The following is a 16,937-nucleotide window of genomic DNA, read 5'->3' on the forward strand; positions in this document are numbered from 1 at the left end:
CTCCTTGCATTTGATGTGTGGGTTGGTGCGTTTGTGGTGCTCAGCCCTCGACCGCGTGCGCGGCCTCGAGGCGGAGATCTCTGGAGGACCGGCCCGCCTGCACGCGGTACGCGCCTGCGGGGAGGGTCCAGGCCGAGGCATCCGTCGACCAGGTCTCGAAGGACCTGCGTGCGATCGGGATGTCGACGGTCGTGGTGGCGCCGACGGCGACGTCGGCGACGGCGAACCCGGCGAGCCAGCGCACGGGGCGGCTTGCGTCGTCGACTTCGGCGGAAGCGGAGAGGTAGACCTGCACGACCTCGCGGCCGTCGCGGGCCCCGGTGTTCTCGATCGTCACGCGGGCGGTGACGAGATCGGCGTCGGATGCCGCGGCCACGAGTTCGATGCCGCGATAGGCCCACTCGGTGTACCCGAGCCCGTAGCCGAACTCGCGGGCGGGCACGAGGCCGCGGCGGTCCCAGCCGCGGTGGCCGACGTCGCGGCCCTCGGTGTAGTCGATGACGCCGTCGACGGGCGTGCCGTTCGGCACCGGCACGTCCTCTTCGCGGGCGGGGAGGGTCCAGGGCAGGCGGCCGCTCGGCTCGATCGCGCCCGTGAGCACGGCCGCGAGCGAGGCGCCGGCCTCCTGGCCGGGCAGCCACCACCAGAGCACGGCGGCGACCTCGTCGAGCCAGGGCAGGATGACGGGCCCGCCGGCGTTGACGACGACGACCGTGCGCGGGTTGGCCGCGGCGACACGTCGCACGAGCTCGTTCTGCCGGCCGGGCAGCGCCAGGTTGGGGCGGTCCCAGCCCTCGGACTCGGTCTCGGGGTTCGTGCCGACGATGACGACCGCGAGGTCGGACTCGGCAGCGGCGGCGACCGCGAGCTCGATCTCCTCTTCGATGCTGAGGCCGGGCTCGAGGTAGCGGAAGTGCACGCGCACGAAGTGCCCGTAGGACTCGCCGTCCACGACCTGGGCGTCGATCTCGATGCGCACCGTGCGCGGCTCGTCGACCTCGATCCACGTCTCGATGCGCTCGGGGTTGGCGTAGCTGGAGTCGAGGATGACCTCGGCGCCGACGACGCGGTCGGACGTGCTGCGCTCGTCGCCGTCGACGGCGACGCGGTGCGCGCCGACCGGACCGAGGTCGACGAGGTGGCGGCCGGCCGCGGCGAGGTGCAGGTCGGTGATGATGCGGACGGATGCCACGACGTGGCCGTCGATCGGGAACCAGAGCGCTTCGCCGTCGAGGGCGATGTGCGAGCCGATCACGGCGCCGGCCTCGTCGAGGTGCTCGACGAGGATGCCGGGTTCACCTGCGGGCGTCGTGAGCACGTGGGCCGGGGCGAGCGGGGCGCCGACCTTGGTGGAGCCGCCGCGGTGCAGGTCGACGGTCGCGTTCGGGAACGCGGCGCGCAGCGCCTCGAGCGGTTCGCTCACGTGGGGCGGCGTGACGAACGCGCTGCCGCCGCCCTGCGTGAAGGGCTCGACGGCGTTGTGCCCGATGAGGGTGATGCGGCCGCCCAGTTCTTCGCTGACGGGGAGGAGTTCGGCGTCGTTGCGGAGCACGACGGTCGAGCGGGCGGCCGCATCGGTCAGGAGGGCGACGACCTCGTCGCCGGCGGGGTCGGCGGTGGCGCCGGTGGGGTCGAACGGGAGCGTCTGGCCGGCGATGCCGCTGAGGGCGCCCACGCGGCCGGCGAGGCGCACGATGCGCGCGACCTTGTCGTCGATGACGTGCTCGGGCACGAGCCCGGACTCGACGGCGGCGAGCAGGCCCTCGGCCCAGGGGCCGCCGGGGCCGGGCATGACGAGGTCGAGGCCGGCGATGGCGGGCTCGACCGCGGTCTTCGTAGCCAGCCAGTCGCTGATCACGATGCCGTCGAACTGCCACTCGCCCTTGAGGATGCCCGAGAGCAGGGGCTCGTGCGCGGTGGCGGTCTCGTCGACGCCGGCCCGGGCGAGGCCGTTGTAGGCGGCCATGATGGTCCAGACGCCGGCGTCGACGACGGCCTCGAACGGCGCGAGGTAGACCTCGCGCAGCGTCTGCTCGTCGATGCGGGAGAGGTAGCTGGTGCGGTCGGTCTCGGTCTCGTTGCCGATGAAGTGCTTGACGCATGCGGCGATGCCCTGCGCCTGGATGGCGTCGACGAACGACACCGCGAGGCGGGCCGTGAGCAGCGGGTCCTCGGAGAGGCACTCGAAGTGGCGACCGCCGACCGGGCTGCGCTGCAGGTTCACGACCGGCGCGAGGATGACGTCGACGCCCTTGCGCCTGGCCTCGCCGGCCATGAGGGTGCCGAGGCGCGCCTGCAGGTCGACGTCCCACGTCGCGGCGGTGGCCGACGGGGCGGGCAGCTGCGCGGAGGGCAGGCCGTCTTCGCCGGTGCCGCGTACGCCGATGGGCCCGTCGGAGACGGTCATGGTGCGCATGCCGATCTCGGCGATCTCGCGGAGGGTCCAGGTGGCGGCGCCCGTGAGCAGCGCGACCTTCTCGTCGAGCGGCAGGGAGGCGGCGAGCGCAATCGCCTCGGCGGTGGAATCCGCTGAGATGACGGTCGAGGTTGTGGTCACGCCGGAACTCCATCCATATGCTCGTCGTTGAGTGACGTTGGATATCGTGACACACTTACTGACTAGTAAGTAAGTTAACGAGGTCACGGTTCGGTAACGGGCCCAGGTTCACCCGAGAACCCTCGGCGAACCGATGTTGGACTCGACATGCGAGCGCCCACGCGGCATCCTGCACTGATGCGGATGCCGCCGGTCGGCGCCGCCCAAGGAAGGAACATCGTGGTGGATACGACGCAGGCGGCGAAGCCGGCGGCCGAACGGGTGCAGCGCCCGCAGGCGCGCACGACGGAGCGTCGCGAGGCGGTACTGAAGGCCGCCATGAACGTCTTCGGGGCGCGCGGCTACAACAAGGGCGCACTCGTCGAGGTCGCCGAGCAGGCCGGCATGACGCACGCGGGGGTGCTGCACCACTTCGGGTCGAAGGAGGGCCTGCTCGTCGCGATGCTGAAGTACCGCGACGGTGAAGAGGTCGCGGGCATCCCCGAGCGCGCCCAGGTCGAGGGGCCGGCGTTCCTGCAGCACCTCGTCGACACGGTGGAAGAGAACACGCACCGCCGAGGCGTCGTGCAGGCGTACTCGGTGCTCTCGGGCGAGTCGGTCACCGACGGGCACCCCGCGCACGACTACTTCCAGGGCCGCACCGAGGGCCTGCGCGCCAAGATCGCCGGCGTGCTCGGCGAGGTCTCGGGCAACACCGACGAGCAGGAACTGCGCGACTCCGCCTCGGGCCTCATCGCCATCATGGACGGCCTGCAGGTGCAGTGGCTGCTCGACCCCGACGCCATCGACATGCCCCGGCTCGTCGGCCGCACGATGGACGAGATCGTGGAACGGCTGCGCGCCACCGCCTGAGCACCCGCCCCTGACACGCGGGCGAGCGGATGCCGCGGGCCGGCGACTCCTCGATGACGGGTCGGTTCCGCGTCAGCGGCACCAGTCGTTCGAGCCGCCGTTCTGCACGCGCACGACGGCCCCGGTCGCGACGTCGACGACCGTCGTGATCCGGTCGCGCAGCGACGGCTCGTTCGGGTATCCGTCGGTCTCGCCGTCGCGATCGGCGGTCTCGACCGCGAGCAGGCGCCCGTTCGGCGACAGGCAGGAGCCGAGCAGCCGGCTGCCGTCGGCGGTCGCGTAGCGCACCGCGGTGCCGTCGGCGTCGACGCGCGCGATGACCGAATGCGCCTCGACGTCCCCCGTCTCACCGCTCGAGACGAGCAGCACCTCCATGAGGTGGGCGCCGTCGCGGTCGAGCTGCAGCACGCGCCCGGGATAGGCCTCGCCCGGCAGCTCGGCGATCGGCAGCACGTTCTCGTGCGCCTCGCCGGTGACCAGGTCGATCAACGTGCCCTGATCGGGGTCGGCGACGACGAGGTCCGTGGTGCCCGGCAGGATGCCGCGCAGTTCCGCGTGCGCTCCGAGCGGCGCGGGTGGCGCGAGTCCGAGGGCGTCGACGATGAAGAATGCACCGTCGACGGCGCGCACGACGAGCGACGTGGTTCCGGGCACGAATCTCCAGTCCGCCACCTCGAGCGGCTCGCCGTCCAGCCCCAGCACCGGCTGCGGCGCGGCCGCCTGCCCCGACACGTCGAGGGTGAACAGCGCGTTGCGATACCGAGGCTCGCCGGCGCCGGGACGGGGCGTGCCCGAGAACCGGAACGCGACGAGCGGATGCGTCGTCGATCCGCCGATGTCGCGCACGACCCCGGGCTCGGGCAGCCCGACGGTCTGGACGTCGTCGCCGATGCCCGCGACGCGCAGGGTGTCGGCGCCGTCGTCTTCGATCGCCACGGCCACGACCACGTCGCCGGCATGCGCGAACGACTGCAGCCGCGGGGCCTCGATCATGTCCTGCGGGGTATCGTCGCCGACGGTGGTGCGCCGCACGACATCGGGTCGGCCGTCGAAGCTGCGCCGCACGAGCGTGTAGATCGGCTCGTCGGCGGTGCTGAAGCGGTAGGCGAGATCGGTCGCACCCGGTTGCGCCCCGCCGACGACACCGCCGATCTCGACGCTGATCTCGGCGGCGTACGGGAGCGGCCGCTCGAACGCGACCGCCAGACGGTCGCCGTCGACGGTGAGCTCGGCGGGCTCGTCGGGCGTGATCCGCAGGTCGCCCTCGACCCGCGCGACCTCCTGGTTGAGCTGCAGCACGAGCCGCGAGTCGGCCAGCCGCGTCGCGCGCTGCACGTCGACGGTCGCGTCGACGAGCTTCGGGCCCTGCCACAGCCCCAGGAGGCCGAGCACGACGGATGCCGCGGCGAGCGCTCCGACGGTCGACACCAGGCCGCGGCGGAAGCGGCGGGCGCCATCAGTAGACATAGGGCTGCTCCGGCTGCTCGACCGTCTCGATGCCCTCTGGCACGAGCACGAGCCCCTCGCCGCCGGCGGGGTCGGCGGCGAATCCGCCGGTCGCGGCCACCCAGTCGTCGACCGCGAACCGGTCCTTCCACCCCGGAAGGTGCACGGGAACCCCGACGGGCTGCGCGTCGACCGCACAGCAGGTCACGGTGAACCGCGCGAGGTAGAACGTGTCGTCGGGGTCGCCCGGCGCCGGCGACACGAACCCCGTGAGCGAGGCGGTCTGGCCGTCATAGGTCGCCGGGTCGTCGTTCTGGCGGATGAGCAGCGCCCAGTCCTTCACCGTGAACGTCGTCGGATCGGCGCCCGTGAGGCTCGGCGCGTCACCCGCGAGGTCGGCGCTCGTGCGGTCGATGTCGCGCTGCACCGCGGTCCGCGCCGTGAGCGTCGCGGGCGGCACGATGATGAGCGCGACGAGCGCCGCCATGATGACCGCGACCGCGAGCGCTGCGCCGAGGACCGTTCGGCGTGCGGGGGCGTGCGCCGGATCGTGCCCGTCGTCGTGCGCGGCGTCGTGCCCTGCGGCATCCGCCCGCTCCGCGGCATCCGCCTCGGTGACCTTCGACGGCGCGAACGCGAGCGCGGCGAGGGCGAGGAGGCCGCCGACCACCGCCATGACCGCCGTGAAGCCGAAGTACCGCGGGTGGATGTAGAGGGCGAGTTGCCCGGTGAGCGCGAGCCACACCGTCGACACGACGCCGACGAGGGTGAGGGCGACGCCCTTCCAGCGTTCGACGAGCCTAGGCCACAAGGTTCACCGCCAGTCCGATCGCGGCGCTCGCGAGCGCGACGATCGCGGTGAGCTGCACGAGCGTTCGCGTGGTGAACGTCGTGCGCATGAGGGCGAGCATCTTGATGTCGATCATGGGGCCGAACACGAGGAACGCGACGATCGCGCCCGGCATGAACGTCGAGCCGAAGGACAGCACGAAGAACGCGTCGACGTTCGAGCATATCGCGACCACGAACGCGAGCAGCATGAGCGCGAACACGCTGAGCACGGGGTTCTGGCCGAGGGCGACGAGCAGCTCGCGCGACACCGCGACCTGGATGAATCCGGCGACCGCCGAGCCGACGAAGAGGGCCGGCAGCATCGCCGAGGTCTCCTCGGCGAACATGCGTGCCGCCTTGCGCGGTTTCGCCGAGGCATCCGCGTGCTCATGCGCGCACGTCGCCTGGAAGCGGGGCGTCAGCAGCGACATCGGCTGCGGGTGGCGGCTGAACACCCAGCCGACCAGGTTCGCGATGAGGAACCCGCCGAGGATGCGCGAGACGAGGATCCCGTCGTTCCACCCGAACGCCTGGTACGTCGTGATGATCGTGATCGGGTTGAGGATCGGGGCCGCGAGCAGGAACGTCATCGACTCCCCCACCGTGAGGCCGCGCTGGATGAGGCCGCGGGCGAGCGGCACGTTGCCGCATTCGCACACCGGCAGCAACACGCCGAGCAGCGAGATCAGCGCGCGCCGCACGAACGGGTTGCGCGGCAGCCTGCGGGTGAGGAAGTCGGCCGGCAGCCACAGCTGCACTGCGATCGACAGCACGATGCCGAGGAAGACGAACGGCAGGCTCTCGATCACGACGCTCGCCGACAGCGTGACGAAGTCCTGCACGCCGTCGGAGAGCAGGTCGCCCGCCTCGGGCGGGGCGAGCAGGCGCAGCGCGACGAGCGCGAGCACCGCGGCGATGCCGATCGCGAGGGCGACGGCGGGCCGAGGCCTTCGTGTCAGCGGTGGCGCGTCAGTGCCCGGGTGGGGGCCGATGGGGTGGGACATCGGCGTCAAGGCTACGCGAGATATCGGGAATCGTTCTCAATACGATCGCGGGTCGGTCCTCTTGGATGACAGGGCGAGCGGATGCCACGAGCCGGCGTCTCCTCGATGAAACATCCGTTGTGCGAGCATGTGGGCATGCCCGAACGCCCTCCCGCCCTCGTCGCCATCTCGCACGGAACGAGCTCGCCCGAGGGGCGCGCCGCCGTGCGCGGGCTCCGTGACGCGGTGGGCGCGGCGCTCGAGCGGCGGGCTGCGAGCGCGGCCGGCCCCGAGGCATCCGACGCGGTCGTGGCATCCGCCGGTGACACCGCCCTGCCGTCGCTGCGCCTCGGTCACGTCGACGTCGAGCAGCCCGACGTGCCCGCGTCGCTCGCCTCGCTCGACGACGGCGAGCCGGCGGTCGTGGTGCCGCTGCTGCTTTCGGCGGGGTACCACGTGCACGTCGACCTGACCGAGGCCGTCGAGGCCGAGACGGCTCGACCGGTCGCGCTCGCGGGCGCGCTCGGTCCCGACGACCGGCTCGTCACCGTGCTGCTGCAGCGCCTCGAAGAGGCCGGACTCCGCGACGACGACCGCATCGTGCTCGCCGTCGCCGGGTCGAGCGACCGGCGCGCCGTCGATGACTGCCTCGATATGACCGCGCGGCTGACCGCGGCATCCGGTCGCGAGGTCGCCGTCGGCTTCCTCTCGGCCGCCGAGCCGTCGCTGCCCGATGCCGTCGCGGCCGCGCGCGCCGGCACCGCCGACGCAACGGCCACGTCGGGCGCTGCACCGCGCGTCGTCGTCGCCAACTACCTGCTCGCGCCCGGCTACTTCGACGACCTCGCCAGGGCCGCCGGCGCCGACGTCACCGCCGCGCCGCTGCTCCTGCCCGATTCCGTGGCCCCCGCGGAACTCGTCGAGATCGTGCTCGAGCGCTACGACGAGGCATCCGCGGCCCGCGCCTGAAGCGCCCCGCCCGCGGCCCGCACCTGAACCAGCCGCACCACCCGACCGAGCCACGCACTCCGCCCGAGCCGAGCCTCCCGCTGCAGGAGATGAGGCCCCATCCCTCTCTATGGGCGGGGAGGCAGCCTGATTTCCTGCACGGCCGGCGCAGCGAGCACCGACCGGGCGCGAGCACAAGCCCCCGCGCCCTTCTGTGACGCAATACGACACGGCGTGACCGGACGTGACGCGCCCGCCTGCCGCCGCCGTCCCCGCTCGCCTAGCTTCGAACGACGACCCTGCGCGCGCACCCTGCGCCGTCGACGGAAGGAGGAGCCTGTGACGACCCCGACAACGACCGGAGCGACCGACCCGGCAGCGAGCACCCGCGCCGTGACCGCCGCCGCGACGACCGAGACCACCGTCGCCGAGCGCCCCGCCCGCCGCGTCGCCGGCCCGCGCCCCTCGAGCCGCCCGAACGGGCAGTGGAAGGTCGACGGCACCGCACCGCTCAACGGCAACGAGGAGTGGAAGCAGGTCGACAACGGCCTGAGCGTGCGCGAGCGCATCGAGACGATCTACTCCAAGGGCGGGTTCGCCTCGATCGACCCGACCGACCTGCACGGGCGCTTCCGCGTCTGGGGCCTCTACACGCAGCGCAAGCCCGGCATCGACGGCGGCCGCACCGCGACGCTCGAGCCGCACGAGCTCGAAGACGAGTACTTCATGCTGCGCGTGCGCATCGACGGCGGCCAGCTCACGACCGAGCAGCTGCGCGTGATCGGGCAGATCTCGATCGACTTCGGCCGCGACACCGCCGACCTCACCGACCGTCAGAACGTGCAGCTGCACTGGATCCGCGTCGAAGACGTGCCCGAGATCTGGCGGCGCCTCGAAGCCGTGGGGCTCGGCACGACCGAGGCCTGCGGCGACGTGCCGCGCGTCGTGCTCGGCTCCCCCGTCGCGGGCATCGCCGCCGACGAGCTCATCGACCCGACCGCGCAGATCGACGCCATCACGAGCCGGTTCATCGGCGACGAGACGCTCGCGAACCTGCCGCGCAAGTTCAAGACGGCGCTCACGGGCCACCCGAGCCAAGACGTCGTGCACGAGATCAACGACGTCGCCTTCGTCGCGGTCGAGCACCCCGAGCTCGGCATCGGCTACGACCTCTGGGTCGGCGGCGGGCTCTCGACCGCGCCCCGGCTCGCCGAGCGACTCGGGGTCTTCGTCGCCCCCGACCAGGTGGCCGACGTCTGGCACGGCGTCGCGCAGATCTTCCGCGACTACGGCTACCGGCGCCTGCGCAACAAGGCTCGCCTGAAGTTCCTGCTCGCCGACTGGGGCACCGAGAAGTTCCGGCAGGTGCTCGAGACCGAGTACCTCGAGGCGCCCCTGCCCGACGGCCCCGCCGCACCCAAGCCGCTCGCGCACGGCGACCACGTCGGCGTGCACCGCCAGAAGGACGGCCGGTTCTACGTCGGCGTCACGCCCATCGTCGGACGCGTCTCGGGGCCCACGCTGTCGAAGCTCGCCGACCTGATCGAGGCGCATGGCTCCTCGCGCCTGCGCACGACGCCGCACCAGAAGCTCGTCATCCTCGACATCCCCGAAGATCGCGTCGAGTCGCTCATCACGGGCCTCGACGAGCTCGGCCTCTCGGCGCGCCCCAGCCTCATCCGCCGCGGCACCATCGCCTGCACGGGCATCGAGTTCTGCAAGCTCGCGATCGTCGAGACCAAGGCGTTCGCCACGGCGGCCGTGCTCGAACTCGAGCAGACGCTCGACGGCTTCGACCTGCCGCACCCGATCGCCCTGCACGTCAACGGCTGCCCGAACTCCTGCGCGCGCATCCAGACCGCCGACATCGGCCTCAAGGGCCAGCTCGTCATGAACGACGCCGGCGAGCAGGTGCCGGGCTACCAGGTGCACCTCGGCGGCGGGCTCGCCACGGCCGACCGCGAAGAGGCCGGACTCGGCCGCACCGTGCGCGGCCTCAAGGTCGAGGCCGACGGCATCGCCGAGTACGTCGAGCGGGTCGTCAAGCGCTTCCTCGACGACCGCGACGCCGTGGCCGGCGAGACCTTCGCCGAGTGGGCGCACCGCGCCGATGAAGAGGTGCTGCGATGAGCGTCTCCCTCGCCCCCCGCGCGACCACGCTGCGCACGCACGACGAGCTGCGCGCGCTGGCCGAGGCGGGCAACGCCGAATTGCGCAGCCTGGCCGCCGACGAGGCATCCGCCTACGAGGTCATCGCCTGGGTCGCGCGCAATTTCGACGCGGATGCCTCGGCCGTCGCCTGCTCGATGGCCGATGCCGTGCTCCCCCATGTGGTCGCCCAGTCGCTGCCCGGTGTCGACGTGCTCTTCCTCGACACCGGCTACCACTTCGCGAAGACCTACGAGACCCGCGATCGCGTCGCCTCGGCGCTCGACGTGCGCGTCGTCGACGTGCTGCCCGAGCTCACGGTCGCCGAGCAGAACGCGAAGTTCGGGCTCGACCTCTTCGCCCGCGACGCCGCCGAATGCTGCGCCATGCGCAAGGTCGCCCCGCTGCACGACGCGCTCACGGGCTACGAGCTGTGGTTCACGGGCGTGCGCCGCGACGAGGCGCCCACCCGCACGAACACCCCGCTCGTGACCTTCGACGAGCGCAACGGGCTCGTCAAGGTCAACCCGCTCGCGGCGTGGAGCTTCGACGAGCTCATCGACTACTCCAACGCCTTCGGCGTGCCGGTGAACGACCTGCTGAGCCAGGGCTACCCGTCGATCGGCTGCGAGCCGTGCACCAGGCAGGTCGCCGAGGGCGAAGACCCCAGGGCCGGTCGCTGGGCCGGCCTCGACAAGACGGAATGCGGGTTGCACGTATGAGCGCCATCGACACCATCCCGGTCGAGACCGGCATCGACACGCTCGACGCCCTCGAGGCCGAGGCCATCCACATCATCCGCGAGGTCGTCGCCGAGTTCGAGCGCCCCGTGCTGCTCTTCTCGGGCGGCAAGGACTCCGTGCTCGTGCTGCACCTCGCGGCCAAGGCGTTTTGGCCGGGCAAGGTGCCGTTCCCGGTGCTGCATGTCGACACGGGCCACAACTTCCCCGAGGTCATCGAGTTCCGCGACCGCACGGTCGAGCGGCTCGGCCTGCGCCTCGAGGTCGCCTCCGTGCAGGACTACCTCGACGACGGCCGCCTGCAGGAACGCGCCGACGGCACGCGCAACCCGCTGCAGACCCAGCCGCTGCTCGACGCGATCACCGCGGGCAAGCACGACGCCGTCTTCGGCGGCGCTCGCCGCGATGAAGACAAGGCGCGCGCGAAGGAGCGCATCCTGAGCCTCCGCGACGAGTTCGGCCAGTGGGACCCGCGCAACCAGCGCCCCGAGCTCTGGGACCTCTACAACGGCCGCCACACGGTGGGCCAGCACGTGCGCGCGTTCCCGATCTCGAACTGGACCGAGCTCGACGTGTGGAGCTACATCGAGCGCGAGGCCATCGAGCTGCCGCCGCTCTACTACGCGCACGAGCGCGAGGTGTACCGCCGCGACGGCATGTGGCGCGCGATCTCCGACGTGTCCCCCGCCAAGCCGGGCGAGTCGATCGAGGTGCGCACGGTGCGCTACCGCACGGTCGGCGACATGAGCTGCACGGGCGCGGTCGAGTCCGACGCGGCATCCGTCGCCGAGGTGGTGCGCGAGGTCGCGACCTCGACGCTCACCGAGCGCGGCGCCACGCGCGCCGACGACCGCATCTCCGAGGCCGCCATGGAGGATCGCAAGAAGGACGGGTACTTCTGATGGGCGCACTGTTCCGCTTCGCCACGGCCGGCTCGGTCGACGACGGCAAGTCGACCCTCGTCGGCCGCCTGCTGCACGATTCGAAGGCGATCCTCGCCGACCAGCTCGAGGCCGTGACCCGCACGTCCGCCGAGCGCGGTTTCGGAGGCGAGCCGGGTGCGATCGACTTCGCGCTGCTCACCGACGGCCTGCGCGCCGAGCGCGAGCAGGGCATCACGATCGACGTGGCCTACCGCTACTTCTCGACCGGGCGACGCTCGTTCATCCTCGCCGACTGCCCCGGGCACGTGCAGTACACGCGCAACATGGTCACCGGCGCGACCACGGCCGACGCCGTCGTCGTGCTCGTCGACGCCCGCAACGGCGTGCTCGAGCAGACGCGCCGGCACCTCGCGGTCGTCGCGCTGCTGCGCGTGCCGCATGTGATCATCGCCGTCAACAAGATCGATCTGCTCGGCTACTCCCAGCACGCGTACGACACGGTGGCGGCGGATGTCGCCGCGCTCGCGCGCGAACTCGGCCTCTCCGACACGCATGTCATCCCGGTCTCCGCCCTCGCGGGCGACAACATCGTCGATCGCTCGTCGAACACGCCCTGGTACGACGGCCCGAGCCTGCTCGAACTGCTCGAGACGCTGCCCTCGCTCGACGAGCTCGAGACCGAGTTCGAGGCGCTGCGCTTCCCGGTGCAGCTCGTCATCCGCCCGCAGGGCGCGCTCGCACACGACGTCGACGACGCCGAGTCCTTCCGCGACTACCGGGCGTTCGCCGGGCGCATCGCCTCGGGCACCGTGCGCGTCGGCGACCGGGTGCAGGTGTTCCCGGGCGGCGCGACGACGACCGTGACGGGCATCGACGCCGGATCGAGCGCCGTCGACGAGGCATCCGCCCCCCGCTCGGTGTCGCTGCGCCTCGCCGACCAGCTCGACGCCGCCCGCGGCGCGGTCATCGTCGCCGAGGGCGCGCTGCCCGAGCCGCGGCGCGAGCTCGATGCCTCCGTCTTCTGGCTCGGTGCGCAGCCGCTGCGCCCCGGCGCCCGCGTGCTCGTGAAGTCGGGCACCAGCACCGTGCAGGCGCTCGTCTCCGACATCGTCGGACGCCGCGACCTCGACACGCTCGCGCTCGACCCGGCCGCCACGCTCGAGGTCAACGACATCGGCCAGGTGCGCGTGCGCCTCGCCGCCGAACTGCCGATCGAGGAGTACGCGACGCACCGTCGTGCGGGTGCGTTCCTCGTGATCGACCCGCAGTCGGGCTACACGCTCGCCGCCGGCATCGTGACCGCGCCCGTCGAGGCCTCCGCTGAAGAGCGGGCCGCCACCGCGGCGGCCGCGGGCTGGGTCGCCGTATGACCGCCGCGAACCGCACGCGCGCGATCGTCGGCGTGATCGGCGGACTCGTGCTCGCGACTGCGATCGTCGCCGCGGCCGTCGTCGCCGGTGGCCTCGCGTGAGCGCGACGTTCACGGCGCACGTCGCTGCAGCGACGGCGCGCCCCGAACCCGGCCGGGTCACGCTCGTCGGCGCCGGACCGGGCGACGCCGGTCTGCTCACGATCCGCGGACTGCGCGCGCTCGAGGCCGCCGACGTCATCGTCGCCGACCGGCTCGGCGCCCGCTCGGTGCTCGACGGACTCGCGGCCCAGGGCGTGCACCTCGCGGCCGAGGTCGTCGACGTCGGCAAGCTGCCCGGCCACCACGCCGTTCCCCAAGACGCGATCAACGAACTGCTCGTCACGCTCGCCCGCGACGGCAAGCGCGTCGTGCGACTCAAGGGCGGGGACCCGTTCATCTTCGGCCGCGGCGGCGAAGAGGTCGCCTTCTGCCAGCAGGCGGGCATCGCCGTCGAGGTCGTGCCCGGCATCACGAGCGCGATCTCGGTGCCGGCGATCGCGGGCATCCCGCTCACGCACCGCGGCCTCGCGACCACGTTCACCGTCGTCACCGGCCACGACCAGATCCAGTCGCTCGGCGGCTCGCGCGACCACACCGTCGTGCTGCTCATGGGCGTCGGCACCCTCGCGAACTCCGCGATCACCCTCTCCCGCGGCGAGCGCGGCGGTGATTGCCCCGTCGCGATCATCGAAGACGGCTACGGCTCAGGTCAGCGTGTCACAGTGGGTACGCTCGACACGATCGCACTGCAGGCGGCACGCCGCGGCATCCGCTCGCCTGCGGTGGTCGTCGTCGGCGACGTGGTGACCCTGAGCCCCTACGCACCAGACGCCATCACGTCCGCGACCGGCACGCCGATCGCGACCACCTCCCCCGAGGCCCCCGCCTCAGCTGACCGAAAGACCACGCAGACATGACCCTCTCCCTCCGCGTCGCGATCATCGGCGCCGGCCCCGCCGGCATCTACGCCGGCAACATCCTGAACCGCCAGGTCACCGAGGCCGGCGGCGAGGTCGCGATCGACCTGTACGAGTCGCTTCCGGCGCCCTACGGCCTGATCCGCTACGGCGTGGCGCCCGATCACCCGCGCATCAAGGGCATCGTCAACTCGCTGCACGAGATGCTCGACGCGGGCACGATCCGCCTCATCGGCAACGTCGAGGTCGGCCGCGACATCACGGTCGCCGAGCTGCAGGAGCGCTACGACGCGGTCATCTTCGCCACCGGTGCCCTTCGCGATGCGCCGCTGAACATCCCGGGCATCGACCTGCCGGGCTCCTACGGCGCCGCCGACTTCGTCGCCTGGTACGACGGCCACCCCGACGTGGCCCGCACCTGGCCGCTCGAGGCGCAGTCGATCGCCGTCATCGGCAACGGCAACGTCGCGCTCGACGTCGCGCGCGTGCTCGCGAAGCACCCGAAGGACCTGCTGACGACGGATGTCCCGGCCAACGTGGTCGCGGGCCTCGAGGCCTCGCCCGTGACCGACGTGCACGTCTTCGGCCGCCGCGGCCCCGGCCACGTGAAGTTCACGCCCATCGAGCTGCGCGAGCTCGGCGAGGTGCCCGACGTCGACGTCATCGTCTACGACGACGACTTCGAGCGCGCCGCGAACGACCCCCACGCCGAGCAGCTGTTCGCGTCGAACAACCAGGTCAAGGTCATGACCCGCACGCTCAACGGCTGGCGCAAGCCCGCCGATCACGAGTACACCGCCTCGCGTCGCCTGCACCTGCACTTCCTGCACGCGCCGGTCGAGGTGCTCGGCACCGAAGCCGTCGAGGCCGTGCGCTTCGAGCTGACTCGCCCGGTGGGCGACGGCTCGGTCGAGGGCACCGGCGAGTTCGTCGACGTGCCCGTGCAGGCCGTGTACCGCGCCGTCGGCTACGCGAGCTCGCCGGTCGCCGACGTGCCGTTCGACGAGGCCCGCGCCGTGATCCCCAACGAGGGCGGCCGCGTGACGGATGCCTCGGGCTCGCACCTGCCCGGCGTCTACGCCACCGGCTGGATCAAGCGCGGCCCGGTCGGCCTCATCGGCCACACGAAGGGCGACGCGCTCGAGACCATCACGAACCTGCTCGCGGATGCCACGGCCGGATCCCTGCCGCCCGCCATCGTCGACGCGGCCGACGGGGCCGAGGTCTTCGAGCTGCTCGACGCCCGTGGCGTGCACTACACGACGTGGAACGGCTGGCTCGCCCTCGACGCCCACGAGCGCTCGCTCGGCGAGGCGTTCGAAGCGGCCGAGCACTACGGCGAGGTCGTGCGCGAGCGCGTCAAGGTCGTGCCCCGCGACGAGCAGGTCGGCATCTCGCGCGACGGGGCCCTGGTCGTCTCGTGACCTACGTCATCGCGCTGCCCTGCGTCGATGTGAAGGACCGTGCCTGCATCGACGAGTGCCCGGTCGACTGCATCTACGAGGGTGAACGCTCGCTCTACATCCACCCCGACGAATGCGTCGACTGCGGCGCCTGCGAACCCGTCTGCCCCGTCGAGGCCATCTACTACGAAGACGACCTCCCCGAAGAATGGGCCGACTACTACAAGGCCAACGTCGAGTTCTTCGACGACCTCGGCTCGCCCGGCGGCGCCGCCAAGGTCGGCGTCATCGCGAAAGACCACCCCGTCATCAGCGCACTGCCCCCGCAGGGGCACTGAGCGGCGCAGCCGCGCCCATGAGCCCGTGCACGATCGAGAGGCCGCGGGTGAGCTCCGCGATCGTGGGGCCGCCGAGGCTGAGCCGCACGCCGCCGGCGTGCTGCGACGGGTCGGCCAGCATCGAGTCGGGATCGGTGAGCAGCACGCCAGCGTCCTGCGCGGCCATCGCGAGGCGCCGAGCGTGCTCGGGCGGCATCGGCAGGAACACGTGGTAGCCCGTCTTCGGCGCGAGGAACAGCGCTGAGCCGAACTGCTCGCGCGCGAGCGCGGTGCGTCGCGCGCCCTCGTCGCGGATGGACGCGCGCACGGTCGAGGCGATGCCCGCGCTCACGAGCTCGTCGAGCAGCACGCAGATGAGCGGCGACACGGGCAGGCCGAGCGCACGCACGGCATCGGCGACCGCCGGCCGGAAGGCGCAGGGCGGCTTGATCATGCCGATGCGGATCGCCGGGCTCAGCGCCTTCGACGCGCTGCTCACGTGGAACGTGCGCTCGGGCGCGAGCGAGACGAGGGCGGGCGTCGTGCGCTCCTCGGAGAGGGCGTAGACGTCGTCCTCGATGATGAGCGCGTCGTGCCGGCGCGCCACGCGCACGAGCTCTCGGCGTCGCGAGGCGCACATGGTCGCGCCGGTCGGGTTCTGCAGGGTCGGCGTGACATAGATCACCGGGCGGATGCCTCCGGCACGGCCGGCTCGCACGCCGCGACCGCGCGCATCGTCGGTGAGCATGCGGTCGAGCAGGTCGGGGCGCAGGCCCTGCCGGTCGATCGGCACGCCGTGCACCGGATGCCCCGCGAGTCGCGCGTAGGCGAGTGCACCGTGGAAGGTGACCTCCTCGGTGTAGACGGGCACCGGCCGGCCCGGTTGCGAGACCGCCATGAGCACCGCGGCGATGCCCTGCTGCGCGCCGTGCGCGAGCACGAGCTCTTCGGCGGGGATCTCGAGCCCGCCGGCCGCGAGCCACGCAGCGGCGGTGCGGCGGTACTCGAGGCGTCCGCCGGGCGGCCCGCACGCCGAGAGCACCTCGGCGTCGACCCGACCGGCGCTCGCGGCGAGGGCGTCGGCGATGACGCGGTCGGAGAGCAGGCGCGGCGGCATGTTCATGGCGAGGTCGACGCTGCCCGACGCGGCATCCGCTCGATGGCTCACGAACGTGCCGCGTCCGTGGGAGCCGCGCACGAGTCCGCGCAGGCCGAGTTCGGCGTACGCCTTCGTCACCGTGCCGAGCGCGACGCCGAGCTGGTCGGCGAGGGCGCGGTGGGCGGGCAGGCGCTCGCCCTCGGCGACGACCCCGTCGAGGATGTCTTCGGCGAGCGCGGACACGAGACGCTCGGAGGCCGGGCCCGCGGCATCCGCGAGTCTCGGCGCCCAGCCCGAAGCGACGCGCATGTGCCCTCCGGCCGATGGGAAGTGTCGTGTGACACTTTGGATGATTTCTCGTGAGTGTACCAAGGTGGACGCACGTGCGACAGGGCCGGCAT

14 protein-coding genes are annotated in these 16,937 nt (G+C 72.2%); 9 read left to right on the plus strand and 5 right to left on the minus strand.

What is annotated here, in order from left to right:
* Positions 1-40: 40 nt before the first annotated feature.
* Positions 41-2,557 carry a beta-glucosidase gene (locus AC3IPY_RS19000; RefSeq protein ID WP_489185840.1) on the minus strand — a complete coding sequence of 839 codons (2,517 nt, stop codon included), beginning with the start codon at positions 2,555-2,557 and terminating at the stop codon, positions 41-43.
* Between the two features lie 222 nt (positions 2,558-2,779).
* On the opposite strand from AC3IPY_RS19000, the gene AC3IPY_RS19005 reads away from it, so the two are divergent.
* Entirely contained in the window at positions 2,780-3,409 is a 630-nt protein-coding gene (locus AC3IPY_RS19005; protein ID WP_489185841.1) for a TetR/AcrR family transcriptional regulator, read from the plus strand.
* Positions 3,410-3,481: 72 nt separating this feature from the next.
* Here the strand turns inward: AC3IPY_RS19005 and AC3IPY_RS19010 are convergent, their stop codons facing one another.
* The 3 genes from AC3IPY_RS19010 to AC3IPY_RS19020 are packed head-to-tail and all read right to left on the minus strand — an operon-like array spanning position 3,482 to position 6,690.
* Positions 3,482-4,876 (minus strand): hypothetical protein, encoded by a 1,395-nt coding sequence (locus AC3IPY_RS19010; protein WP_489185842.1) that lies wholly within the window; start codon positions 4,874-4,876, stop codon positions 3,482-3,484.
* Positions 4,866-5,666 (minus strand): TIGR03943 family putative permease subunit, encoded by an 801-nt coding sequence (locus tag AC3IPY_RS19015; protein ID WP_489185843.1) that lies wholly within the window; start codon positions 5,664-5,666, stop codon positions 4,866-4,868. Before AC3IPY_RS19015 ends, AC3IPY_RS19010 begins: the two co-directional genes overlap by 11 nt.
* Positions 5,656-6,690, minus strand: coding sequence for a permease (locus AC3IPY_RS19020; RefSeq protein WP_489185844.1), 1,035 nt, complete (start codon positions 6,688-6,690; stop codon positions 5,656-5,658). The genes AC3IPY_RS19015 and AC3IPY_RS19020 overlap by 11 nt, the downstream gene beginning before the upstream one ends.
* A gap of 135 nt (positions 6,691-6,825) precedes the next feature.
* Between AC3IPY_RS19020 and AC3IPY_RS19025 the strand changes: the two genes are divergently transcribed.
* From AC3IPY_RS19025 to fdxA, 8 genes are all read left to right on the plus strand, one after another.
* Complete coding sequence (locus tag AC3IPY_RS19025) at positions 6,826-7,638, plus strand: sirohydrochlorin chelatase (RefSeq protein WP_489185845.1); 813 nt, start codon at positions 6,826-6,828, stop codon at positions 7,636-7,638.
* A 372-nt stretch (positions 7,639-8,010) separates the two neighbouring features.
* Entirely contained in the window at positions 8,011-9,747 is a 1,737-nt protein-coding gene (locus tag AC3IPY_RS19030; protein ID WP_489188373.1) for a nitrite/sulfite reductase, read from the plus strand.
* Positions 9,744-10,487, plus strand: a complete 744-nt coding sequence (locus AC3IPY_RS19035) for a phosphoadenylyl-sulfate reductase (RefSeq protein WP_489185846.1) — start codon at positions 9,744-9,746, stop codon at positions 10,485-10,487. Before AC3IPY_RS19030 ends, AC3IPY_RS19035 begins: the two co-directional genes overlap by 4 nt.
* Positions 10,484-11,407, plus strand: coding sequence for a sulfate adenylyltransferase subunit CysD (cysD, locus tag AC3IPY_RS19040; protein ID WP_489185847.1), 924 nt, complete (start codon positions 10,484-10,486; stop codon positions 11,405-11,407). Before AC3IPY_RS19035 ends, cysD begins: the two co-directional genes overlap by 4 nt.
* Complete coding sequence (locus AC3IPY_RS19045) at positions 11,407-12,759, plus strand: sulfate adenylyltransferase subunit 1 (RefSeq protein WP_489185848.1); 1,353 nt, start codon at positions 11,407-11,409, stop codon at positions 12,757-12,759. Before cysD ends, AC3IPY_RS19045 begins: the two co-directional genes overlap by 1 nt.
* A 97-nt stretch (positions 12,760-12,856) precedes the next feature.
* The gene (gene cobA, locus AC3IPY_RS19050; protein WP_489185849.1) at positions 12,857-13,717 is read left to right on the plus strand and encodes a uroporphyrinogen-III C-methyltransferase; all 861 of its coding nucleotides are present in this window, start codon (positions 12,857-12,859) and stop codon (positions 13,715-13,717) included.
* On the plus strand, positions 13,714-15,141 hold the full coding sequence (locus tag AC3IPY_RS19055; protein ID WP_489185850.1) for an FAD-dependent oxidoreductase: 1,428 nt from the start codon (positions 13,714-13,716) through the stop codon (positions 15,139-15,141). Before cobA ends, AC3IPY_RS19055 begins: the two co-directional genes overlap by 4 nt.
* Positions 15,138-15,458, plus strand: a complete 321-nt coding sequence (gene fdxA, locus AC3IPY_RS19060) for a ferredoxin (RefSeq protein WP_489185851.1) — start codon at positions 15,138-15,140, stop codon at positions 15,456-15,458. Before AC3IPY_RS19055 ends, fdxA begins: the two co-directional genes overlap by 4 nt.
* On the opposite strand, the gene AC3IPY_RS19065 is transcribed toward fdxA, so the two are convergent.
* Positions 15,430-16,845 (minus strand): aminotransferase-like domain-containing protein, encoded by a 1,416-nt coding sequence (locus AC3IPY_RS19065; protein ID WP_489185852.1) that lies wholly within the window; start codon positions 16,843-16,845, stop codon positions 15,430-15,432. The two genes, fdxA and AC3IPY_RS19065, sit on opposite strands and share 29 nt — an antisense overlap.
* Positions 16,846-16,937 lie beyond the last annotated feature (92 nt).

Source organism: Agromyces sp. GL_144, from assembly GCF_057834305.1.

Bases quoted from the DNA above. Each gene is read 5' to 3' on its own strand.
- AC3IPY_RS19045 (WP_489185848.1), top strand. From the start codon at position 11,407: ATGGGCGCACTGTTCCGCTTCGCCACGGCCGGCTCGGTCGACGACGGC.
- AC3IPY_RS19025 (WP_489185845.1), top strand. From the start codon at position 6,826: ATGCCCGAACGCCCTCCCGCCCTCGTCGCCATCTCGCACGGAACGAGC.
- AC3IPY_RS19035 (WP_489185846.1), top strand. From the start codon at position 9,744: ATGAGCGTCTCCCTCGCCCCCCGCGCGACCACGCTGCGCACGCACGAC.
- AC3IPY_RS19020 (WP_489185844.1), bottom strand. From the start codon at position 6,690: ATGTCCCACCCCATCGGCCCCCACCCGGGCACTGACGCGCCACCGCTG.
- AC3IPY_RS19055 (WP_489185850.1), top strand. From the start codon at position 13,714: ATGACCCTCTCCCTCCGCGTCGCGATCATCGGCGCCGGCCCCGCCGGC.
- AC3IPY_RS19010 (WP_489185842.1), bottom strand. From the start codon at position 4,876: ATGTCTACTGATGGCGCCCGCCGCTTCCGCCGCGGCCTGGTGTCGACC.
- AC3IPY_RS19065 (WP_489185852.1), bottom strand. From the start codon at position 16,845: ATGCGCGTCGCTTCGGGCTGGGCGCCGAGACTCGCGGATGCCGCGGGC.
- cysD (WP_489185847.1), top strand. From the start codon at position 10,484: ATGAGCGCCATCGACACCATCCCGGTCGAGACCGGCATCGACACGCTC.